This window comes from Pseudomonas sp. Pse1 (genome assembly GCF_024519635.1).
Lineage (GTDB): Bacteria > Pseudomonadota > Gammaproteobacteria > Pseudomonadales > Pseudomonadaceae > Aquipseudomonas.
This window is the reverse complement of record NZ_JALJRO010000009.1, coordinates 73,736-96,300: the sequence shown is the minus strand read 5'-3', so window position 1 is coordinate 96,300 and position 22,565 is coordinate 73,736. Positions and strand designations below refer to the sequence as shown.

Genomic DNA, 22,565 nt, shown 5'->3' with positions numbered 1-22,565 from the left:
CTCATACGGTGAAGACCGGCACAGGATTGCACCAACGGTCCTTGTACTCACGATCGGCGCGGCCAAACGAGAAGCGCAGTGGCTTGTCGAGCGCCCGCGCCTGCTCCCAGGCACTTTGCGTGTTGAGGAAACTCAGCACGCTGCCAGGACTGAACTCGCGGGTTTCAGGATCGACGCCGCCGTTGATGTATTCAACGCTGATCCACTGCGGCGCCTCGACCCGGTACACCAGTTGGATCGCGATCGGCGCATCGTTGAGGAAGATCACCGAGCCGATCAACAGTTCGCGCAGCAACTCCAGCACTTCGCCCATGCGCGCCGCACCAGTGGCCGGGAAGCCCCAGCGACGCTGGAACAGATCGCAGTAGATCGCTGCCAGTTCCTGACTGCTGAAGTCGCTGACCGGACGCACCACACCACCCGCCTCTTCCAGCAAACGCAGTTCGCGACGCTGGTTATAGCGAAACTTCTTCGACAGCTCTTCCGGGGTGCGCGCCATGGCCAACTGCTCGGCTTGCAGCTTGAGGCCGACCAGGCGCCCTTCGTTGAGCGCCGAGAGATAACGTGCGCGGTGGCGCAATGGAGCCTGGGCATCAGCAGCGGCTGGCAGGATCAGTTCGGCGTTGCCGAGATCGAACAAGCCTTTCTTGCCGTGGCGCTTGAGCACGTCCTTGGACAGGGCCAGGTCGCGGCCCCAGGTCGGAATAGCTGCCTTCAGCTCTCCCGACTGTTCCCAGGCCAGGTAGCGCACCGGGATGCCGGCCAGTTGGGCCAAACGTTCGACCACCAGTGGGTGAGTGGCCACGCTGCCGCCCCATCGCTGCCAGGCATCGGCATAGGTCGACGCGTCGACAACGGACCAGCCGCGTTCGCGCCAGCCTTGGAATCGGTTGAGCATCAAGCCCTCGTCGTCAGATCAATGACCGCCGGCAAACGCCAGAATGCATCGCCTACCGCGCGATCGGAAAAGTGCTTGTGCAGGCGTTCAAGCATCAGCTCGGCGCACACCTGGCGCTGATGCTGATCCATGGCCGCCAGGTGTTGCAGGCCCTGAGCCAGGTGCTCGGCATCGCCCAGCGGAAAGAGAATGCCCACGCCTTCGACCACTTCCTTCGCCCCGCCACAGGCCGTGGCCAGCAGCGGCACACCCGCCGCCATGGCTTCGAGTAGCACCATGCCGAAAGGTTCATGATCGGAACTCAAGGCAAATACATCGAAGGCACGGAAGTAGCGACGGGCTTCGGGGACCTGGCCGAGGAACAGCACGCGATCACCGATACCCAGTTCGCGGGCCAGTTCCTTGAGGTCCTGCTCCAGGCGACCAGTGCCAAGGATCGCCAACTGACTGTTGGCAGGCAAACGTGGCAAGGCCTGGGCGAAACCGTGGAGCAGGGTCGCCTGGTCCTTGTCTGGGTGCAGGCGACCCACGTTACCAACCACCCAGGCATCCGGCGACAGACCCAAGGCGTCCCGCGCCTCGGCAAAGGACACCTGACTGGCTCGCAGCGCCTCGACATCGATGCGGTTGTAGAGGGTTTGAATGCGTGCCGCCGGCCACTTCGGCAGGCAGCGGCGCATGTCATCACGCACCGCATCGGAGACCCCGAGCAGGCTCAGGCGCTTGCGGAAAATCTGCGCGAACAGCTTGCGCGAGCGGCGCTGGTAGTCACCAAAGGCGTGATGCACGCCAATAACTGGCAACGCCGTACCGAGCAAGGCGATGTAGATCGGCTTGAAGCGGTGGGCGATACAGAAACTGAACTGGCGCGATTGGGCGATCTTGCGCAGATCGGCAATCGCCCCCAGTTTCAGGCCACGAATGGCCTTGGAGCTGTATTCCATGAACAGTACTTCATCAGACGCACAACCGGCGGCGACGTCGGTATCGGCAACCCCGGTGAGAAACACTGTGGTCACGCGATAGCCGGAGCCTGCGAACAGGCTGGCGTACTGTCGGGCGCAGTCCAGGAACGGCCCGTCATAGCCGTGGCAGAACTGCAGCACATGACGCTCAGCCGAGCGAGTCATAAGCGTCTGCGCCGTCTTTGACCACCAGAATGTCTTCCATGATCAAGTACTGTAGATCGGAACCGAAGAACATGTTCAGCGCGTCCGTCGGCGAGCAGATCATCGGTTCGCCACGACGGTTCAGCGAGGTGTTCAGCGACACGCCGTTACCCGTGAGCACTTCCAGGGCTTTCATCATGTCGTAGTAGCGCGGGTTGTATTCGCGCTTGAGCACCTGGGCACGGGACGTACCGTCTTCGTGGACCACTTCCGGAACACGGGTCTTCCACTCTTCAGCCACTTCGAAGGTGAAGGTCATGAACGGCGCCGGGTGATCGATCTTGATCATCTGTGGCGCTACGGTGTCGAGCATCGACGGGCAGAAAGGCCTCCAGCGCTCGCGGAACTTGATCTGGTGGTTGATCCGATCAGCCACGCCAGCCACGCTCGGGCAACCGATGATCGAGCGACCACCCAGTGCACGGGGACCGAACTCCATGCGTCCCTGGAACCAGGCCACCGGGTTGCCATCGACCATGATTTTGGCGATCTGCTCCGGCATGTTGTCGAGCTTGCGCCACGTCGGCTTGTTCTCGTGACGGGCGCACGCGGCGATCACGTCTTCGTTGCTGTACGACGGGCCGAGGTAGACGTGTTCCATCTTCTCGACCGGCACGCCACGGGCGTTGGACACATAGGCAGCGGCGCCAACAGCAGTACCGGCGTCGCCGGAGGCCGGCTGGACGAACAGTTCCTTGACGTCATCGCGGGCGATGATTTTCTGGTTCAGCTTGACGTTCAACGCACAGCCACCGGCATACGCCAGCTTGCCGGTTTCCTTGAGCACGTCGCCCAGGTAGTGGTCGATCATCTGCAGCGCAATCTTTTCGAACAGCGCTTGAATGCTGGCGGCGTAGTGGATGTAAGGCTCGTCGGCGATATCGCCTTCACGCTTTGGACCCAGCCACTCGATCAGCTTCGGCGAGAAGTAGTAACCCTTGCCCTTCTCTTTGTAGCGGCGCAGGCCGATGACGTTGGCATAGTCGGTGTTGATCACCAACTCGCCATTTTCGAACGAAGCCAGGCGCGAGAAATCGTATTTGCTGGCATCGCCATACGGCGCCATGCCCATGACCTTGAACTCACCGTCGAGCATGTCGAAACCGAGGAACTCGGTGATCGCGCCGTACAGGCCGCCGAGGGAGTCCGGATCGAAGAATTCCTTGATCTTGTGGATCTTGCCGTTTTCGCCGTAGCCGAAGAAGGTCGTGGCGTACTCGCCCTTGCCGTCGATACCGAGGATCGCGGTCTTCTCTTTGAAACCGGAGCAGTGGTAGGCGCTGGAAGCGTGGGCCAGGTGGTGTTCGACTGGCTCGATCTTGATCTTCTTCGGATCAAAACCCAGTTGTTCCAGGCACCAGACGATCTTGTTGCGGTAGCGCTTGTAGCGACGGTTGCCCATCAGGATCGCATCGAGGGCGCGATCCGGGGCATACCAGTAACGCTTGGCGTACTGCCAGCGGGCTTTGCCGAAGATACTGATCGGAGCGAACGGGATCGCGACCACGTCAACGTCGGACGGCTTGATACCGGCCTGTTCCAGGCAGAACTTCGCCGACTCGTAAGGCATGCGGTTCTTTGCATGTTTATCGCGTACAAAGCGCTCTTCTTCAGCAGCCGCGACCAGCTTGCCGTCGATGTACAGCGCTGCGGAAGGATCATGGCTAAGGGCGCCGGACAGGCCAAGAATCGTCAATGCCACAGGGGTCTAGCCTCTTTAGTCTGCATGCAGGCGCCGGGGCGCCTGGAAATTGTGTGTCTCCGCACCAGGGCGAGAAACAGCTAAAGGGCGAGATTATAGCGTAAAGATGACGAGAATGACCCAGCGGTTGTTTGGCGCAGCCCTACAACCGCGGCAAGCGCTGATCGATCACTCGGTACAGCGCCGAATCCTCGGCCCAGTTGCGCATGAACCGCGCCCGATCCCGTGCGTAGGCGGGCGCAAAGCTGCCTTGGGTCCGATGCTGGCACATCGAGTCGAGGTCGATCAGCGACCAGCGATCCTGATCCCAGAACAGGTTGTGGCCCTTGAAGTCGCCATGGCTGATGCGCTCGGCGATCAGTTCGGCGAACAGTCGGTCCAGCGCCTGCAGTTCGGCTTCCGGCGCGTCGCCCCGCTCAACGTAGGGCGCGAAGCGCTCGATGATGTCCGGCCCCGGCAGGTATTCGGTGATCAGGTAGGCGCGGCTGCGCAGCCAGAAAAAACGCTTTTCCAGCAATGCCAGCGGCTTGGGCGTAGCGATACCGAGGAAGGTCAGGCGATTGCCTTCGCGCCACGAATGCCAGGCGCGACTCGGGCGCCAGAAGCGCTTGAGCCAATGGGCGAAGCCCTTGATGTTGTAGCGCTTGACCACCAGCGTGCGCCCCGCCACCTCGACCTTGCCAACACTCGCCGCACCACCGGTTTTGTACAGATGACCTTGGTCCAGCAGGGCATCGGCCTGTTCCAGCACGGGTAGCATGGCCGCCTGCTCTTCGCGACGAATCGCCCGCAGGACAAAGGCGGTGCGCTGCACGCTGAACAGCGAGCACTCGCGGCCGACTTTGATTAGAAAGTCTTTCAGGCGCCAACTGCGCACCTTATCCACCTGCTTTTGCAAGGCTTCCAGCGGCAGCGCATGCTCAGCGTTGCTCAGCAGGTAATACACCAGCAGCTCTTCAGTGAACGGCTCCAGCGACTTGGGCAACTGGGCAAAAAACACCCCGAGGTTTTCCAGGACCTTATCTCGCGACAACGGCTGGCCGGCGGTTTCGGCATGAATCCCGGCGCCGTCGATCAAATACAGTTTGCCGCCATGACGCAGCAGGTTGTCCAAGTGCAGGTCGGACTGCCACAGGCCCTTGCTGTGCATCTGCGCGACGGCGGTTAGCGCTTCGGCCAACACTGCGCTCTGCTCATCCGCCAGCACCGGCAGGGTCTCGACCTGCTTCCAGGCATCGCCCAGGCTTTGCGCACCTTCCAGCAGCTCGAACAGCAACCAGCCGCCCTCACCTTCTTTCAAGCCATCGGCGAGCAACAAGGGCGTGGTCAGGTTCTGCGCTGCGAGCAGGCGCACACCGTCCAGTTCACGCTGAAAGTGCCGCGCCGCCTTGCCACCGACTAACAGTTTGGCCAGCACCGGACGACCGCGCCAAACGCCCGCGCCGACATAACGCTGACCGGGAAGCACCCGCAGCAGGCTGAGCAGTTGCAACTGAGCAGGACCCGCCGCATCAGCCAATTCCAGGCTCAACGGCAGAGACGGTGTGCGCCCGGCGTTTTTCAATTCAGACAAACGCATCAACGCGCTCCCTTGTGACTGCGCCGGGCCGACAGGCGCCCAAGCCAGGCATCCACCAGCGAACTGTCGGCGGGCTGATCCAGATAGGTCGCCAGCAAGGTGCGCACGTTGTCGGCGCTCCACACGGGCGCACGGCGCAGCAACGGCTCGAGGTCCTTCACCCGGTCACGCTGGCCAAACAGCAGGGGCCGAGTTTTTTCCAGGTCGATCAGTTGCGCCCGATAGCGCTCGCCGTCGGCCTGCAGAAAAATGTGCTTGGGATAAAAGCAGCCGTGCACCTGACGCACCCCGTGCAACTGCCGGGCGAGCGCACCACAGGCCTGCAGGATCGCAGTCTGTTGCGCCGCACTGAGCTGCGGCCAATCTTGCAGCAGCGCATCGAGGTCGCTCCAGCCATCGAGAGCCCGCGTCAGCAGGATCGCCCGGACTTCGCCGGCCACTTTGCGCTCACCAAAAAACACCGCTTCCAGAGCAGGAATACCCAACTGCCGGTAACGGCTGATATTACGGAACTCACGGGCGAAGCTCGGTTCGCCGAACGGCCGATGCAGTGTCCGGGTGAGGTAGTTGCTCTGACGCTTGAGGTAGTAGCCGCGGCCATCAAGATCAAGACGGAACACACTGCTCCAGCCACCGCCATCGGTATTGGGTTCGTCGACGGCTTCAAGCTGTCGCTCCCACAGGGCATCAAAGCTGTTCAGGCCATGACGTTCGAACAGTTCGCGATCCTGCGCTGCGAGGAAATCAGTCATCAGAGCGCATCCCCATAGCGCTGTTTGCGCTGGTACAGTTTGTTCGCCTTGCCTTCCAGCCAGGCCAGCAACGACGCTTCCTCGCGCAGGATCTGGCGTAGCGGCTGCATGAAGTAGCCCTTGAGAAAGCGCAGTTTGTCGCGTCGGGTCAGGCCGATGTCCAAGGCTGAAAAGTACAGCGCGGCCAAATCCTTGTTGCGCCAGCGCTTGGTAATCGCCGGACGGGTCTGAGCGCGGTGCAGGTCGATGACCGACAATTTGAAATCGTCCGCCGTCACCGGTTTGTCGGTGTGCAGCAGGAAGTGACAGATGTAGCAGTCACGATGGTTGACCCCGGCGCGATGCATCATGCCGGTCATGCGCGCCACTTCGTCGATCAGCGCACGCTTGAGTCGGGGCTCCGGCGGCTGCATGCGCCAGTTGATGCTGAAATCTTCGAGGCTGACGGTGGGCGCCAATTCCTCGGTAATGATGAAGGAATGCTGGTCAGCCGGATTGCGCCCTTTCTCGCCATAGGCGATCGCCGTCATGGTCGGTACGCCGGCCTGCTGCAAGCGCTGAATCGCCCGCCACTCCTGACCTGCGCCAAGCACAGGGAGTTTCGCCGTGAGCAGGTTCTTGAAGATCTCGCCCCAGCCGATACCGCGGTGAATTTTCACGAAGAAACCGTTGCCGGCCACCTCGGTGCGCAAGGTGCGGCGCGCTTCCAGCTCGCGGTAAACCTCGCCCTGCAGGCCTTCGACTTCGCGGAACGCATCGCGTCCAGCCCACAGGCTCTTGAAGGGCTCGGCCAGAATCAGCTTCATCAATGGTGCTCCGCCAGAATTACATCCGCCGCGTGCTGCGGCATGCTGTAAAGGTCGGCCGTGTCGGCGAATGCCAGGCCATTTCGGCTCCAGGCCGCACGTGCGGCGTCATCGCTCAACATGGTCGTCAGGTATTGCGTGAGTTGCGCCTGGTCGAACGGCTCGTCCAGCACCAGGCCGCTGTCGGCCTCGGCGATGTAATGCGCGTAGCCGCACACCGCACTCACCAGCACCGGCAGACCAGCGACCAGGGCCTCGAGCAGTACGGTGCCGGTGTTTTCGTTGTACGCCGGGTGGATCAACAGGTCGGCGCCCAACAGGAAACGCGGGATATCACTACGCCCCTTGAGAAACTGCACGTTGTCGCCCAAGCCCAATGCGGCACTCTGCAATTGGAATACTTTGGGGTCGTCCTGGCCAATTACAAATAGCCGGGTGCGTTTGCGCAGCTCGGCAGGCAATGCGGCCAGGGCCTTGAGGCTGCGATCGACGCCCTTGGTCTTGAACCCGGAACCGATCTGCACCAGCAGCAAGTCATCATCGGCGAGGGCGAATTCACGACGGAAATCCGCGCGAATCTCGGCTGCGTTCGGCGGCGCCCGGCGATCTTGGGCAATGCCCGGCGGCAGCAAGTGGAAGCGTTCCAGGGGCGTGTCGTAATGCTTGATGAACAGCGGCTGCTGGACTTCGGAGATCATCAGCACTTCGGTTTTCGCGTCCTTGGCGAACACCGCCCGCTCGTACTCGGCGAAGTGGCGGTAGCGGCCCCAGCGCCGGTACAGCGAGTTGCGCAGGTTCTGCGCCTTGTCTTCGAAACAACCGTCGGCGGCGTAATACACATCCAGGCCGGGCATTTTGTTGAAGCCGATCAGGCGATCCACCGGACGCTTGGCCAGGTCGGCAGCCATCCAGGCGCTGAGTTTTTCGTTGCGCCGATGGTTGAAGATGGCCTTGACCGGCGCAACCAGCACTTCGAAACCGGGCGGGATGTCGCCTTCCCAAATCAGCGTGTAAACGCGAATCTGATGCCCGCGCTGCTGGCATTCGAGGGCAATGCGCATGAAGTCGCGCTGCAGGCCGCCAAACGGGAAATATTTGTACAGCACAAAAGCCAATTGCATCAACGCAGCTCCTCAGCCATTAACAACGTGCTCAGTCGGCTCGCGACACGCTCGGGGTTCAGGCGAGTGAAGCACAACGGCCACTCGCGCTTGAGATCGAACCGACGCTGGTCTTCAGCCGTCGGTTGGTAGGTACATTTTTTCTGCAGGCAGGGGGCGCAGGGGAAGTCGCTCCCCAGGTGCACCTGGCCGCGGCCATAGGCACCGGTCAGGCCGGGATTGGTCGGGCCGAACAGGGAGATGGTCGGCACGTCCAGCGCTGCAGCCAGGTGACCGAGACCGGTATCCACCGCGACACAGGCCTGGGCACTGGCCAGGACCTTGGCCACGCCGGCCAGGTTCAGCTTGGGCAGCACTTCGGCATTGCGCAGGCCTTGGGCGATCCGCTCGGCGCGGGCTTTCTCCGCCGGGTTGCCCCACGGCAATTTGACCGCCATGCCGAGGCGTCCCATGCGCTCGGCCAACTCCCGCCAGTACGCTTCCGGCCAGTGCTTGGTGTCCCAGGTGGTGCCATGCAGGAACAACACGTAGGGATTTTTTCGCGGCAGTTCGACCAGGCGCTCGACGTTCAGCCCGTAATCGCCCACCCCCTGTGGCAGGTCATAACCCAAGGCCACGGCAAACAACTGGCGCAGACGCTCTACGGCATGCTGTCCACGGGCCACGGCCAGGCGCCGCGAGTAAAAGTGCGCGGCCAGCGGCTCACGGGCCGAGTTTTTATCCAGCCCAGCCACCGGTGCGCGCACGTAGCGCGTCAGCCAGGCGCTCTTGAGCAAGCCCTGGGCGTCGATCACCAGGTCGTAGCGACTGGCGCGCACACTTTGCTTGAAGCGCTTGAACTCGCCGCTCTTGATGGTCTGCCAGATATTCTTGCGCCAGCGGCGGATCGCCACCGGGATCACCTTGCCCACCGCCGGATGCCAGGTCGGGATCTCGGCGAAGCCTTCCTCGACTACCCAGTCGAACTGGATCCCCGGGATCGCCCGTGCAGCATCAGTCAGCGCCGGCAACGCATGAATCACGTCGCCCAGCGAAGAGGTCTTGATCAGCAATACCCGCAACTTATTGAACCTCGACCACGGCGCCCTGCAACCGCTGCAGGGCTTCGTTCACTGGTTGCGGCAGCAATTGACGCAGGCAGTTGTAATGACCGAAGCGGCAGGTGCGATCGAAGCACGGACTGCACTCGATACCCAGGCGCACGATCTCGACGTGTTCGGCCAGTGGCGGGGTGAAGCCCGGCGAGGTCGAACCGTAGACCGCCACCAGCGGACGATTCAGCGCCGCCGCCACGTGCATCAAGCCGGAATCGTTGGAGACCACGGCGTCGGCGCAGGACAACAGATCGATAGCTTGCGCCAGCGAAGTGCCGCCACTGAGATTGACCGCTTCTTCGCGCAGGCCGGGTATCAGTCGCGAGCGAATGTCTTCACCCACCGCATGATCGTTTTTCGAGCCAAACAGCCAGACCTGCCAGCCATCACGGATTTTCGCCTCGGCGACCTTGGCATAGTGCTCGGACGGCCAGCGCTTGGCTTCACCGAACTCGGCGCCCGGGCACAGCGCCAGCACCGGGCGATCGAGGGTCAAACCGAATTTGGCCAGCGCGGCCTCGCGGGTCACCGGATCGATCTGCAGGCTTGGTCTCGGGTACGGCGTGGGCAACGCGACACCTGGTTCGTAGGCCAGTGCCATGAAGCGCTCGATCATCAGCGGGTAACGCGCCTTGTCGAGGGTGCGCACGTCGTTGAGCAGGCCATAGCGGAACTCGCCACGCCAGCCCGTGCGCTTGGGAATGCCGGCAAAAAACGGCACCAGCGCCGATTTCAATGAATTGGGCAGCAAGATCGCCTGATCGTACTCACCTGCCAGGGACTTGCCGATGCGCCGGCGCGTCGCCAGCTCAAGCGCGCCGTGGCCGAGCGGGAAGCTCAAGGCCTGGCGTACTTCGGGCATGCGCTCAAGAATCGGCCGACTCCACTCCGGGGCCAGGACGTCGATTTCGCACTGCGGATGACGCTGCTTCAGGCACTGGAACAGTGTCTGCGCCATCACCATGTCACCGACCCAACTGGGCCCAACGATCAGAATTTTCATGTGCCTTCCAAAAACGAACCGGGGAGGCCTTATGCCTCCCCGCCTCGAGAATCACTGTGGGGGCCAGCCTGCCACATTAGGTGTCGCATACCTGTGGGAGCCAGCCTGCTGGCGATGAGGCCGGCACCGTCAACATTGTCGGTGCCTGACATCGCGGGCGAGCCCGCTCCCACATTGCCCGCTACCACATTGGGTGGTGCATTCGCTATCAGCTTAGCCCCAGTTCCTGCCAGATCCGCATCACCTGCCGGCGCTCCTGCACAAACTGATCGCCAGGAACCACTCCGGCCTCATTTTGCAAGGCCTGCCGATGGGCCGCCGCACGGTAGGCTTTATACACCTCGCGCAGCAGGCTGGCGTCTTCATCCGACATCAGCCCTTCGTGCTCCAGCTCCTCAGAAATGCGGATATTGTCAGTCCAGCGCAGCAATGGCGGATGGCTATGCGACCAAGCCAAAGCCGCGTATTGCACCATAAATTCAATATCGACGATACCACCGGCGTCCTGCTTGAGGTCGAACGGCGATGTCGCTTCAAAGGCATTGGCAGCCTTGCCGGCGGCCGTGCTCTTGGTCCCCAGATTGTCGCGCATCTTGGCGCGCATCTCGCTGACTTCCTGGCGCAGCTTGGGCAAATCCCGCTCCCGGGCAAGTACTTTGGCGCGGACTTTCTCGAATGCCTGGCCGACATCCTCGCTGCCCACCAGCACACGCGCACGGACCAGCGCCTGATGCTCCCAGGTCCAGGCCTCATTCTCCTGATATCGCTCGAACGCCCCCAGCGAACTGACCAGCAGGCCCGAAGCCCCCGAAGGCCGGAGGCGCATATCGACTTCGTACAACTGCCCGGAGTTGGTCTGGGTCGTCAGCAAATGGATAATCCGCTGCCCGAGGCGCGTGAAGAATTGCGCGCCGTCGATAGGCTTGGGCCCATCGGTTTCCGCCTGCGGGTCGCCGTCATGGATAAACACCAGGTCCAGGTCAGAGCCATGGCCAAACTCCAGCCCACCGACCTTGCCGTAACCGACAATGATAAACCCCGGATCGCACAAGGTGCCGTCCGGGCGCTGCGGTGAACCGTACTTGGCCGCCGTCTGGCGCCAGGCCAGGGCCAGCACTTGCTCGAGAATCGCTTCGGCAAGCCAGGTCAGGTAATCGCTGACCTTCATCAACGGCAGGCTGCCGGCAATTTCCGAAGCGGCCACGCGCAAGCGATGGGCCAGCTTGAAATGGCGCAGGGCTTCCATTTGCTGCTCGAGATCGTCCTCGGGAATCCGCGTCAGGCGCTCGCGCAGTTCAGCGGCCAATTCCGGCGCCAACGGCGGCTTGAACAGGCGCCCCTCGTTCAGCAACTCGTCGAGCAGCAGCGGAAAGCGGGTGATCTGCTCGGCAATCCACGGACTGGCTGCGCACAAGGTCAGCAAGCGGCGCAGCGCCCCGGGATTCTCCGTGAGCAGTACCAGGTAGGCCGAGCGCCGGGCCACGGCTTCGACCAGCGGCAACACGCGCTCCAGCACCAGGTCCGGATTGGCATGCTCGACCGCCTGGGCCAGCAGGCGCGGAATAAACGCATCAAGCCGCTCGCGCCCGAGGCGCTGCATCGCCCGCAACTGCGGGCTGCCGCGCAACCCGGCCAAGGCTTTAAGGGCTTTCGGCGCATCGGCGAAGCCACCTTCCTGCAACTGCCGGCAGGCCGCCTCCTCGTTCTGCGCCTCTTCCCACAGTGGCAGCCACTCGCCACCCACGATCACCTCGCCTTCCTCGCCCTCCTCCTCGTCAGGATCGGCGATCACCTGGCGGAAATGCCAATCGACCCGGCCACGCCAATACATCAGTTGCTCATGGAACGACTGCCAGCCGGCGAAGCCCAGCATGAACGCGATACGCGCCTGATCCTGCTCGTTGCCCGGGAGCATTTGCGTCTGCCGATCGGCAATCGCCTGGATCGCATGCTCGGTGTAGCGCAGGAATTCGTAGCCTTCACGCAACTCGCTGATCACCGCCGGCGGCAGATAACCCTGCCCCTCCAGCGTGCCAAGCACCTTTAATAGAGGCCGTTGCTGCAGGCTCAAGTCGCGACCGCCGTGAATCAACTGGAAGGCCTGGGCAATAAACTCGACTTCGCGAATACCGCCGGCACCCAGCTTGATGTTGTCGGCCATGCCCTTGCGCCGCACTTCCTGCTGAATCAGCTGCTTCATGGTGCGCAGTGCTTCGATTGCCGAGAAGTCCAGGTAGCGCCGATAAACAAAAGGACGCAGCAACTCCAGCAATTGCGCGCCCTTGACCTGATCGCCGGCCACCACCCGCGCCTTGATCATCGCGTAGCGTTCCCAGTCACGCCCCTGATCCTGGTAGTACTGCTCCAGCGCATTGAAGCTGAGCACCAGCGCCCCGGACGAACCGTAAGGGCGCAGGCGCATGTCAACGCGGAACACAAATCCGTCGACAGTCATCGGGTCCAACGCCTTGATCAGGCGCTGGCCCAGCCGGATAAAGAACTCCTGGTTATCCAACGCCCGCTTCACCCCAACGGTCTCACCGCCCTCGGGGTAGGCAAAGATCAGGTCGATGTCGGACGACAGATTGAGCTCCACCGCGCCGAGTTTGCCCATGCCGAGGATGACCATCTGCTGCGGCTCGCCACTGCGCGAGCCGGTCGGCGTACCAAACTGCTGGCAATGGCGCTGGTACAACCATTGATAAGCCTGATCGATAGACGCATCGGCCATGTCCGAGAGATCGCGACAGGTCTGCACCAGGTCGGCCTGGCGCGTCAGGTCGCGCCAGACGATCCGCACCTGGTGCCGATTGCGCTGGCGACGCAACGCGCGGGCCAGTTCGTCCTCGGTGGTCGCGGCCTGCACCGCCGTGGCGATTTGCGTGCACAACTCACCGGGGGCATAACTGCGGTCGAGTTCGCCGGACTGCACCAGACCCAGCAACATCAAAGGGTCACGCACGCTCTGTTCAATGACGAAGTCGCTGGCGGTGGTGACCCGGGCGAATTCGGACCAACGCTCAGGTGTCCAGTTGGACAGGCCATGGTCGTCGTCGAGGGCCGCGACCGCGGCGCGGAACGATTGCTCGGCGCGACTGACCAATGGCAGGAGAATGGCAGGCAGTGGGGCAAGCGAAGGAAGGCTCATGGTCTATCCTTGATCGGCGTAGAAAGGGCGGTTTGTAGTGAACCCGTCACATCCACTACGCAAATGACTGTCGAACAAAAGTTAGAAATAGCTGAAATTCCGGTTTTTTTGGCAGCCAGCATCAAGCTGTACCCTATTGCGAATGACGAAAGACCAAGATTAACGATTATCCTCACAACGCAGCAGGAGGCCACAAGCCGTTCCCCTGTAGTTTTACTACTCGTCTATACAGGCGAAAGGCTGAAATGCCCGAAGATTTGTAGTAAAACTACACGCCGCCGAATAACCTCCGGCAATCCAAGAATTCATAAACGTCTGCCCACAAGGCCAGTCGCTAACTCAGGCAACCGATTCTGGTAGCCTTTCCGCCCTGGAGCAAGCCATGCAAGACCTCGATCCCGTCGAAACCCAGGAATGGCTGGACGCCCTGGAATCGGTTCTCGACAAAGAAGGCGAAGACCGTGCTCACTATCTGATGACCCGTATGGGTGAACTTGCGACCCGCAGCGGCTCGCAACTGCCATACGCCATCACCACGCCTTACCGCAACACGATCCCTGTTACCCACGAAGCACGCATGCCTGGCGACCTGTTCATGGAACGCCGCATTCGCTCGTTGGTCCGCTGGAACGCGATGGCCATGGTAATGCGTACGAACCTGAAAGATTCCGACCTCGGCGGTCACATCTCCAGCTTCGCTTCCAGTGCGACCCTGTATGACATCGGCTTCAACTACTTCTTCCAGGCCCCGACCGACGAACACGGCGGCGACCTGATCTACTTCCAGGGCCACACCTCGCCAGGCGTTTACGCCCGCGCATTCATGGAAGGCCGCATCACCGAAGACCAGATGAACAACTTCCGCCAGGAAGTCGACGGTCAGGGCCTGTCCTCCTACCCGCACCCTTGGCTGATGCCTGACTTCTGGCAGTTCCCGACCGTATCCATGGGTCTGGGTCCGATCCAGGCGATCTACCAGGCACGCTTCATGAAGTACCTGGAGCACCGTGGCTTCATCCAGCCAGGCAAGCAGAAAGTCTGGTGCTTCCTGGGCGACGGCGAGTGCGACGAGCCGGAATCCCTGGGCGCCATCTCCCTCGCCGGCCGCGAGAAGCTGGACAACCTGATCTTCGTCATCAACTGCAACCTGCAACGCCTCGACGGCCCGGTTCGCGGCAACGGCAAGATCATCCAGGAACTCGAAGGCGTGTTCCGCGGTGCCCAGTGGAACGTGACCAAAGTCATCTGGGGCCGTTTCTGGGACCCACTGCTGGCCAAGGACGTCGACGGCATCCTGCAACGTCGCATGGACGAAGTCATCGACGGCGAGTACCAGAACTACAAAGCCAAAGACGGCGCGTTCGTTCGTGAACACTTCTTCAACACGCCTGAACTCAAGGCAATGGTTGCCGATCTGTCCGACGACGAGATCTGGAAGCTCAACCGTGGCGGCCACGACCCGTACAAGGTCTACGCGGCGTACCACGAAGCGGTCAACCACAAAGAACAACCGACCGTTATCCTGGCCAAGACCATCAAGGGTTATGGCACCGGTGCCGGCGAAGCGAAAAACACCGCGCACAACACCAAGAAGGTCGATGTCGAAAGCCTGAAGTTGTTCCGCGATCGCTTCGACATCCCGGTCAAAGACGACGAACTCGAAAACCTGCCGTTCTTCAAACCGGAAGAAGGCAGCGCCGAAGCCCGTTACCTGAGCGAGCGCCGTACCGCACTGGGTGGCTTTGTCCCTCAGCGCCGCGCGCAAAGCTTCAACATCCCGACTCCGCCACTGGACACCCTCAAGGCGATCCTGGACGGCTCGGGCGACCGTGAAATCTCCACCACCATGGCCTTCGTGCGGATCCTCGCGCAACTGGTCAAGGACAAGGAAATCGGCCCGCGCATCGTACCGATCATCCCGGACGAAGCCCGTACCTTCGGTATGGAAGGCATGTTCCGCCAACTGGGCATCTACTCGTCCGTCGGCCAGCTCTACGAGCCAGTCGATAAAGACCAGGTGATGTTCTACAAGGAAGACCAGAAAGGTCAGATCCTTGAAGAAGGCATCAACGAAGCGGGCGCCATGAGCTCCTTCATCGCTGCCGGTACTTCGTACTCCAGCCACAACCAGCCAATGCTGCCGTTCTACATCTTCTACTCGATGTTCGGCTTCCAGCGTATCGGCGACCTGGCATGGGCCGCTGGCGACAGCCGTACCCGTGGCTTCCTGATCGGCGGCACCGCCGGCCGGACCACCCTGAACGGTGAAGGCCTGCAACACGAAGACGGTCACAGCCACCTGCTGGCTGCCACCATCCCGAACTGCCGCACCTACGATCCAACCTACGGCTACGAGCTGGCGGTGATCATTCAGGACGGCATGAAGAAGATGACCGAAGAGCAACAGGACGTCTTCTACTACATCACCGTGATGAACGAGTCCTACCAGCAGCCAGCCATGCCGGCCGGTGCCGAAGAAGGCATCAAGAAAGGCATGTACCTGCTCGAGGAAGACACCCGCGAAGCAGCGCACCACGTTCAACTGATGGGCTCCGGCACCATCCTGCGTGAAGTCCGTGAGGCGGCGAAGATCCTGCGTGAAGAGTTCAACGTCGGCGCTGACGTGTGGAGCGTTACCAGCTTCAACGAACTGCGTCGCGACGGCCTGGCCGTAGAACGCAGCAACCGTCTGCACCCTGGCCAGAAGCCTAAGCTGAGCTACGTCGAAGAGTGCCTGAACGGCCGTAAAGGTCCGGTGATTGCCTCTACCGACTACATGAAGCTGTTCGCCGAGCAGATCCGTCAGTGGGTACCGTCCAAGGAATTCAAAGTCCTGGGCACCGACGGTTTCGGCCGCAGCGACAGCCGCAAGAAACTGCGTCATTTCTTCGAAGTTGACCGTCATTTCGTGGTGTTGGCAGCCCTGGAAGCACTGGCTGACCGTGGTGACATCGAGCCTAAGGTGGTAGCTGAAGCTATCGTCAAGTTCGGTATCAACCCGGAAAAACGCAACCCACTGGACTGCTGAGGAGAACCCCTGTGAGCGAACTCATTCGCGTACCTGACATCGGCAGCGGTGAAGGTGAAGTAATTGAACTGTTTGTGAAGGTCGGCGACCGTGTCGAAGCCGAACAGAGCATCCTGACGCTGGAATCGGACAAGGCGAGCATGGAAGTTCCAGCTCCGAAGGCCGGCATCATCAAGAGCCTGAAAGTGAAGCTGGGCGATCGCCTGAAAGAAGGCGACGAACTGCTGGAACTGGAAATCGAGGGTGCCGCTGCGGCATCCGAGGCTCCGGCTCCGGCAGCGGCTCCTGCACCCGCTGCGGCGGCACCTGCTGCTGCGCCAGCCCCGGCGGCCGCTCCTGCGCCAGCCGCGGCCCCGGCTGCCGCCACTGTCCAGGACATTCATGTTCCGGACATCGGCTCGTCGGGCAAAGCCAAGATCATCGAAGTACTGGTCAAGGTCGGCGACACCGTTGAGGCTGATCAATCGCTGATCACCCTGGAATCGGACAAGGCCAGCATGGAAATCCCTTCGCCGGCTGCCGGCGTCGTGGAAAGCATCGCGGTCAAGCTCGAAGACGAAGTCGGCACTGGCGACTTCATCCTCAAATTGAAAGTGACTGGCGCTGCGGCACCGGCTGCTCCTGCACCTGCCGCCGCTCCTGCGGCCCAGGCTGAAGCTGCGCCAGCGCCAGCTGCTGCTCCTGCGGCCAAAGCCGAGGCTGCTCCAGCCCCGGCCGCTGCTCCAGCACCCAGCGCTGGCAAAGTTCACGCAGGCCCGGCGGTTCGTCAGCTGGCCCGCGAGTTCGGCGTCGAGCTGAACGCTGTAGGCGCTACCGGCCCGCACGGTCGCATCCTCAAGGAAGACGTGCAGGTTTACGTCAAGGCGATGATGCAGAAGGCCAAGGAAGCTCCGGCCGCCGGCGCAACCGGTGGTGCTGGTATTCCGCCGATCCCGGTCGTGGACTTCAGCCGCTTCGGTGAAATCGAAGAAGTGCCGATGACCCGCCTGATGCAGGCTGGCGCTGCCAACCTGCACCGCAGCTGGCTGAACGTGCCGCACGTGACCCAATTCGACTCGGCGGATATCACCGAGCTGGAAGCGTTCCGTATCGCGCAGAAAGCCGTGGCCGAGAAGGCTGGCGTCAAGCTGACTGTGCTGCCGCTGTTGCTCAAGTCCTGCGCGCACCTGCTCAAGGAACTGCCGGACTTCAACAGCTCGCTGGCGCCAAGCGGCAAGGCAATCATCCGCAAGAAGTACGTCAACATCGGCTTCGCCGTCGACACCCCTGAAGGCCTGCTGGTGCCGGTCATCAAGAACGTCGACCAGAAGAGCCTGCTGCAACTGGCGGCCGAAGCGGCTTCCCTGGCTGAAAAAGCCCGGACCAAGAAGCTCTCGGCAGACGAGATGCAAGGCGCCTGCTTCACCATCTCCAGCCTCGGCCACATTGGCGGCACCGGCTTCACGCCGATCGTCAACGCGCCGGAAGTGGCGATCCTGGGTGTTTCCAAGGCCACTATCCAGCCGGTCTGGGACGGTAAAGCCTTCCAGCCGAAACTGATGCTGCCGTTGTCGCTGTCCTACGACCACCGCGTGATCAACGGCGCCGCTGCGGCCCGTTTCACCAAGCGTCTGAGCGACCTGCTGGGCGACATCCGTACCATCCTGCTGTAAGACCGGACGGCCCTTCTTCAACGAAGGGCCATTCGCGTTCCATGTTTTCCGAGCGCCACGCTCGTACCTCAACCCCGCCAATTTGGCGGGGCTTTTTTTGCCTGCCATTTAACGAACACTGCGAATGCGCCTACCGGCATCAAACCTCGATACCACCCCTCGCGCTTAAACAGACCACATTCTGGGTCCGCTTCCTCCCCAATATTTATTGCGCCCATCGCCATACGATAAGTCGGGTTCAGCGCAACGCTGACGGGTTACTCCCCAAATTAATGATGCACTTCGAATGGACTCGAATATGTTTCAGCCTACTGTCGGCCCTATTGTCGGCCATACAACGCCCCATCACACACGCCTGTTTATTCGTGGTGGATCCATTAACAACGAGTGGACATATGCCGCCGTACGTTATCGACGTCGTGGCGATACCGACTGGTCTGCCCCCCTGTTTGCCGAGCTTTCAGCACTCCGTGACTTCTCGAACGTCATCGCCCTGAATAACCTGGGCAGCGACACGCGCTATGAATATCAGGCTGGCTGGTTCAGTTCCGGCAAAGAGCAGCCGAGCGAGCAAACACTACTGGAGTGGCCCTTACAGTGGCCCAAGCAGATTTATCAACTCCGCACGATTTCCAGCGAAGTAACTACACCACGAAGTTACATCGTTGGCTCCTGCCGTTACTTGCGAATGACCCTGGGAATCCCTTCATATCCCTCAAAGGGCGATAAGATTTTCTCGGCCATTCATACCCTCGTCAAAAAAAACGCATTAATTCCCGTCGGCGCGCTGGTGATGACCGGCGACCAGATCTACGTCGACGACATGAACGTTGTCAGCCCCGATCGCGAATACAAGGAGATCCTTGCCAAATACCGCGCAGCCTTTTCCCAACCCCATATCCAGGCGCTCATGGCATCAGTGCCGACCTACATGATTCTGGATGACCACGAAATAGAAGATAACTGGCCCGCCAATGCCAACAATGACGTCGCGTTGTACCGCAATGCCATGGCGGCCTATGAGATTTATCAAGCCAGCCACAGCCCCGTCCATGAACTGCTTCCCAGTGGGCAGCCAGCGCGCAAACTGGGACATTACTGGTATCAGTTCGCCCAAGGGGATATCGAATGGTTTGTCACTGACAGTCGAACCCGACGCGACCTTTCAGCCAATGACCGGCGCATCCTCGATGCAGAACAGGAAGACGCGCTGATTTCCTGGCTGATCAATAGCCCTGCGCGGGTCAAATTTCTGGTCACCAGTGTGATGTTCTTTCCAGACAATAAAGACAACGGCACTGACGCCTGGAAGGCTTTTCCCGAGCAACGCCTGCGCATCCTGGACACCATTCGCAAGCACAGAATCAAGAACGTCATCGTCGTTACGGGTGACGTCCACGGCTCGCTGACTTCGCGCCTGCGACACCGTGAGGATGCGGACTTCGAGGTCCAGACCATCGTCTCGTCGCCCTTTTGCAACAGCGCCCTGCTGCCCTATGCAAGCGCCTCCTCCTTCATCCTCGACCAGCCTCTGGCGCAGACCGAATCGGGCGACTATCACCTTGAATGGACCAGCAAAGTGATCAGCCAGGATAACTTTGCCTACCTCGAGGTCGAGCGGGAGCATATTCGAGTGGAGTACCGCGACTGCGACGGTGAGCACTTGTACTCGGTCAACCTGCCACTGCAGCTGTAAAAAACATCTCAGGAGCCGGCTGCCACCAAGCCGGCTTCTAGCTGTTAGTTTTTCCTACAGAAATTCGCAGGCCTGCCGATAAACGCTTATAGCATTTAGCCTTCATCTTCTATTGTCAGTCCGTGCTGCATCATGCAACCTTGCGCCAGGCAACAGAACAGAGGGCGAGAGCCCATCGCGCTCAGCATTTCCGAAGCGAGTTTCTTCAATGAAAAGCCATCCCGATGCCGCCAACCGAATGGTGGCCGAGGTAGTGACGCAGTTGCCTGTGCCCTCGCGGCTCGGCATGTTGCGTTTCGAACGGCTGAATGAAGCAAGCTGGGCCCTGCTGTTTCTCGACCCCAACTGCGAACGTCAGTTTGGCTTGCCAGCGGTCGAACTCTGCGCTCTGGTCGGCTCGCCCTACGCCAGCCTGATGGAGCCCGAGGCCCGCTACCAGTTGCACGACGCAATCCAGCAGCAACTGACTGAAAGCCCGCATTACCTGGTGCGCTATACCCTGCACACAGCCCAAGGCTCCCTGAACCTGCTGGAAATGGGCGAAGCCTACAAGCAACACAATCGTCACCTGCTACGCGGCTACCTGCTGGTGGTCGATGGCATGTTCGAAAATGATCCGCTGGTGCCGGCACTCGATCTGGAAACCCAGAACTCACGCCTGCAGATTGCCCTGGAATTGAATCAGCGCGCACAACAGGAGCAATTGCAGCATCTTGAGCGCATGCGCGCCCAACAAGACCTGATCCTGCTGCTCGCACGCCAGCGCTACAGTTCCGGCAACTCCTTGCAGGAGGCCGCCAAACTGATTACCCGCAGCGCCTGCGAGATCTACGAAATCGACAGCGCCAGCCTGTGGAACCTCGACGGCCAGCGCCTGCTGCCGATCTCCGCCTACCACCGCGCCTCCCAGGAGTACCGCCTGCCGGAGATCATCGATGCCAGCGGCTTCCCCGATTACCTCGAAGCCCTGCACTCCAGCCGGGCCATCGATGCGCACAACGCCATGCACGACCCGCGCACCCGGGACATGGCCGAGAGCCTGCGCCCGCGCGACGTCAACGCCATGCTCGACGCCAGCATCCGCGTCGATGGCCAGGTGGTCGGCGTGCTCTGTCTTGAGCAGACCGGAGTCACCCGCGCCTGGCAATCCGATGAAGTCGCCTTCGCCGGTGAACTGGCCGACCAGTTCGCCCAGGTCATCAACAATCACAACCGCCGCACGGCAACCAGCGCCCTGCACCTGTTCCAGCGCGCTGTCGAGCAAAGCGCCAACGCCTTTTTGCTGGTCAATTGCGATGGCGTGGTCGAATACGTCAACCCGAGCTTCACTGCGATCACCCAGTACAGCACCGAAGAAGTCCACGGCTATCGGCTGTCGGAATTGCCGGCCCTGGAGAACCTCAGCGAGCTGCTGTTCGATGCGCCCTCCAGCCTGGCCAAAAGCAACAGCTGGCAAGGTGAATTCAAGAGTCGGCGCAAAAACCTGGAGCCCTACTGGGGCCAGTTGTCGATCTCCAAGGTGTACGGCGACAACCGCGAGCTGACCCATTACATCGGCATCTACGAAGACATCACCCAGACCAAGCTCGCCCAGCAACGTATCGAGCGCCTGGCCTACACCGACAACCTGACCAACCTGGGCAACCGCCCGGCATTCATCCGCAACCTCGACGAGCGCTTCGCCCGCAACAGCGACAGCCCGACCTGCCTACTGCTGGTGGACATCGACAACTTCAAGCGGATTAACGACAGCCTCGGCCACCAGACCGGCGACAAGCTGTTGATCAGCCTCGCCCGGCGCCTGCGTAACAGCCTGAGCCCGAGCGGCAGCCTGGCGCGGTTTGCCAGTAACGAATTCGCCGTGCTGCTGGACGACGCCAGCCTGCATGTCGGCCAGCAAATGGCCAGCCAGTTGCTGATGACGCTGGACAAGCCAATGTTCGTCGACAACCAGCTGATCAGCGTGACCGCCTCGGTGGGCGTGGCGTGTGCGCCGCTGCACGGCAGCGATCCCCAGACCCTGATGCGCAATGCCGGCCTGGCGCTGCACAAGGCCAAGGCCAATGGAAAGCATCAGGTCCAGGTGTTCACTGAGGCCTTGAACGCCGAGGCCAGCTACAAGCTGTTCGTGGAAAACAACCTGCGCCGCGCCCTGACCCAGAATGAACTGGACGTGTTTTACCAGCCCAAGTTGTGCCTGCGCACCGGCCGCCTGCTGGGTATGGAGGCGCTGCTGCGCTGGAATCACCCGGAAAAGGGCATGATCCGCCCGGACCAGTTCATCAGCGTCGCCGAAGAGACCGGCCTGATTATCCCGATCGGCAAGTGGATCGCCCGCCAGGCCTGCCGCATGAGCATCGAGTTGAGCGCCGCAGGCCTGGGCAATCTGCAGGTGGCAATCAACCTTTCACCCAAGCAATTCTCCGACCCGGATCTGGTGTCGTCGATCGCCAATATTCTCAAGGAAGAGCAGCTTCCCGCGCATTTGCTGGAGCTGGAACTGACCGAAGGCCTACTGCTGGAAGCCACCGAAGACACCCACCAGCAACTCGAGCAACTCAAGCGTCTGGGCCTGACCCTGGCCATGGACGATTTCGGCACCGGCTACTCGTCCCTCAGTTACCTGAAGAAATTCCCGATCGACATCATCAAGATCGATCGCAGCTTCATCCACGAAATCCCTGACAACCAGGACGACATGGAAATCACCTCGGCGGTGATTGCCATGGCCCACAACCTCAAGCTCAAGGTGGTAGCCGAAGGGATCGAGACCGCCGCCCAGTTGGCGTTCCTGCGGCGCCATCGCTGCGACGTTGGCCAGGGTTACCTGTTCGACCGTCCCATTCCCGGGGCCGAGCTGATCGACAAGCTCAAACGCTACCCACGCGGCCCAATCGCCTGACAGCGCGGCAACACT

Annotated in this window: 14 protein-coding genes; 4 read left to right on the top strand and 10 right to left on the bottom strand. The window is 61.2% G+C overall.

Going from position 1 to position 22,565, the window contains the following annotated elements:
- Position 1: 1 nt before the first annotated feature.
- From NR126_RS15335 to glnE, 10 genes are all read right to left on the bottom strand, one after another.
- Positions 2-898, bottom strand: coding sequence for an antimicrobial resistance protein Mig-14 (locus NR126_RS15335; RefSeq protein WP_027617487.1), 897 nt, complete (start codon positions 896-898; stop codon positions 2-4).
- On the bottom strand, positions 898-2,028 hold the full coding sequence (locus tag NR126_RS15330; RefSeq protein ID WP_027617486.1) for a glycosyltransferase: 1,131 nt from the start codon (positions 2,026-2,028) through the stop codon (positions 898-900). Before NR126_RS15330 ends, NR126_RS15335 begins: the two co-directional genes overlap by 1 nt.
- Positions 2,012-3,769 carry a carbamoyltransferase gene (locus NR126_RS15325; protein ID WP_027617485.1) on the bottom strand — a complete coding sequence of 586 codons (1,758 nt, stop codon included), beginning with the start codon at positions 3,767-3,769 and terminating at the stop codon, positions 2,012-2,014. The genes NR126_RS15330 and NR126_RS15325 overlap by 17 nt, the downstream gene beginning before the upstream one ends.
- 142 nt (positions 3,770-3,911) lie before the next feature.
- Complete coding sequence (locus NR126_RS15320) at positions 3,912-5,348, bottom strand: lipopolysaccharide kinase InaA family protein (RefSeq protein ID WP_256830562.1); 1,437 nt, start codon at positions 5,346-5,348, stop codon at positions 3,912-3,914.
- Positions 5,348-6,100 (bottom strand): lipopolysaccharide kinase InaA family protein, encoded by a 753-nt coding sequence (locus tag NR126_RS15315; RefSeq protein WP_027617483.1) that lies wholly within the window; start codon positions 6,098-6,100, stop codon positions 5,348-5,350. Before NR126_RS15315 ends, NR126_RS15320 begins: the two co-directional genes overlap by 1 nt.
- A complete protein-coding gene (gene rfaP / locus NR126_RS15310; protein ID WP_256830561.1) occupies positions 6,100-6,906 on the bottom strand; it encodes a lipopolysaccharide core heptose(I) kinase RfaP in 807 nt (268 codons plus the stop codon). The genes NR126_RS15315 and rfaP overlap by 1 nt, the downstream gene beginning before the upstream one ends.
- The gene (locus NR126_RS15305) at positions 6,906-8,027 is read right to left on the bottom strand and encodes a glycosyltransferase family 4 protein (RefSeq protein ID WP_027617481.1); all 1,122 of its coding nucleotides are present in this window, start codon (positions 8,025-8,027) and stop codon (positions 6,906-6,908) included. Before NR126_RS15305 ends, rfaP begins: the two co-directional genes overlap by 1 nt.
- Complete coding sequence (gene waaC / locus NR126_RS15300) at positions 8,027-9,088, bottom strand: lipopolysaccharide heptosyltransferase I (RefSeq protein ID WP_027617480.1); 1,062 nt, start codon at positions 9,086-9,088, stop codon at positions 8,027-8,029. The genes NR126_RS15305 and waaC overlap by 1 nt, the downstream gene beginning before the upstream one ends.
- A gap of 1 nt (position 9,089) precedes the next feature.
- On the bottom strand, positions 9,090-10,124 hold the full coding sequence (gene waaF / locus NR126_RS15295; RefSeq protein ID WP_027617479.1) for a lipopolysaccharide heptosyltransferase II: 1,035 nt from the start codon (positions 10,122-10,124) through the stop codon (positions 9,090-9,092).
- Between the two features lie 208 nt (positions 10,125-10,332).
- Positions 10,333-13,272 (bottom strand): bifunctional [glutamate--ammonia ligase]-adenylyl-L-tyrosine phosphorylase/[glutamate--ammonia-ligase] adenylyltransferase, encoded by a 2,940-nt coding sequence (glnE, locus tag NR126_RS15290; RefSeq protein WP_256830560.1) that lies wholly within the window; start codon positions 13,270-13,272, stop codon positions 10,333-10,335.
- 382 nt (positions 13,273-13,654) lie between these two features.
- On the opposite strand from glnE, the gene aceE reads away from it, so the two are divergent.
- From aceE to NR126_RS15270, 4 genes are all read left to right on the top strand, one after another.
- Positions 13,655-16,300: a pyruvate dehydrogenase (acetyl-transferring), homodimeric type gene (aceE, locus tag NR126_RS15285; protein ID WP_027617477.1), complete on the top strand. Its 2,646-nt coding sequence runs from the start codon at positions 13,655-13,657 to the stop codon at positions 16,298-16,300.
- Between the two features lie 11 nt (positions 16,301-16,311).
- Positions 16,312-17,952 (top strand): dihydrolipoyllysine-residue acetyltransferase, encoded by a 1,641-nt coding sequence (aceF, locus tag NR126_RS15280; RefSeq protein ID WP_105754023.1) that lies wholly within the window; start codon positions 16,312-16,314, stop codon positions 17,950-17,952.
- 298 nt (positions 17,953-18,250) lie between these two features.
- The gene (locus tag NR126_RS15275; protein ID WP_256830559.1) at positions 18,251-19,648 is read left to right on the top strand and encodes an alkaline phosphatase D family protein; all 1,398 of its coding nucleotides are present in this window, start codon (positions 18,251-18,253) and stop codon (positions 19,646-19,648) included.
- A 208-nt stretch (positions 19,649-19,856) separates the two neighbouring features.
- Positions 19,857-22,550 carry a GGDEF and EAL domain-containing protein gene (locus NR126_RS15270; protein WP_027617474.1) on the top strand — a complete coding sequence of 898 codons (2,694 nt, stop codon included), beginning with the start codon at positions 19,857-19,859 and terminating at the stop codon, positions 22,548-22,550.
- Positions 22,551-22,565: the final 15 nt, after the last annotated feature.

What these genes read in the sequence shown, in the direction of transcription:
- rfaP (WP_256830561.1), bottom strand. Translation starts at nt 6,906, where the DNA reads ATGAAGCTGATTCTGGCCGAGCCCTTCAAGAGCCTGTGGGCTGGACGC.
- glnE (WP_256830560.1), bottom strand. Translation starts at nt 13,272, where the DNA reads ATGAGCCTTCCTTCGCTTGCCCCACTGCCTGCCATTCTCCTGCCATTG.
- NR126_RS15335 (WP_027617487.1), bottom strand. Translation starts at nt 898, where the DNA reads ATGCTCAACCGATTCCAAGGCTGGCGCGAACGCGGCTGGTCCGTTGTC.
- NR126_RS15305 (WP_027617481.1), bottom strand. Translation starts at nt 8,027, where the DNA reads ATGCAATTGGCTTTTGTGCTGTACAAATATTTCCCGTTTGGCGGCCTG.
- NR126_RS15275 (WP_256830559.1), top strand. Translation starts at nt 18,251, where the DNA reads ATGTTTCAGCCTACTGTCGGCCCTATTGTCGGCCATACAACGCCCCAT.
- NR126_RS15315 (WP_027617483.1), bottom strand. Translation starts at nt 6,100, where the DNA reads ATGACTGATTTCCTCGCAGCGCAGGATCGCGAACTGTTCGAACGTCAT.
- NR126_RS15330 (WP_027617486.1), bottom strand. Translation starts at nt 2,028, where the DNA reads ATGACTCGCTCGGCTGAGCGTCATGTGCTGCAGTTCTGCCACGGCTAT.
- waaF (WP_027617479.1), bottom strand. Translation starts at nt 10,124, where the DNA reads ATGAAAATTCTGATCGTTGGGCCCAGTTGGGTCGGTGACATGGTGATG.
- NR126_RS15270 (WP_027617474.1), top strand. Translation starts at nt 19,857, where the DNA reads ATGAAAAGCCATCCCGATGCCGCCAACCGAATGGTGGCCGAGGTAGTG.
- aceE (WP_027617477.1), top strand. Translation starts at nt 13,655, where the DNA reads ATGCAAGACCTCGATCCCGTCGAAACCCAGGAATGGCTGGACGCCCTG.
- NR126_RS15320 (WP_256830562.1), bottom strand. Translation starts at nt 5,348, where the DNA reads ATGCGTTTGTCTGAATTGAAAAACGCCGGGCGCACACCGTCTCTGCCG.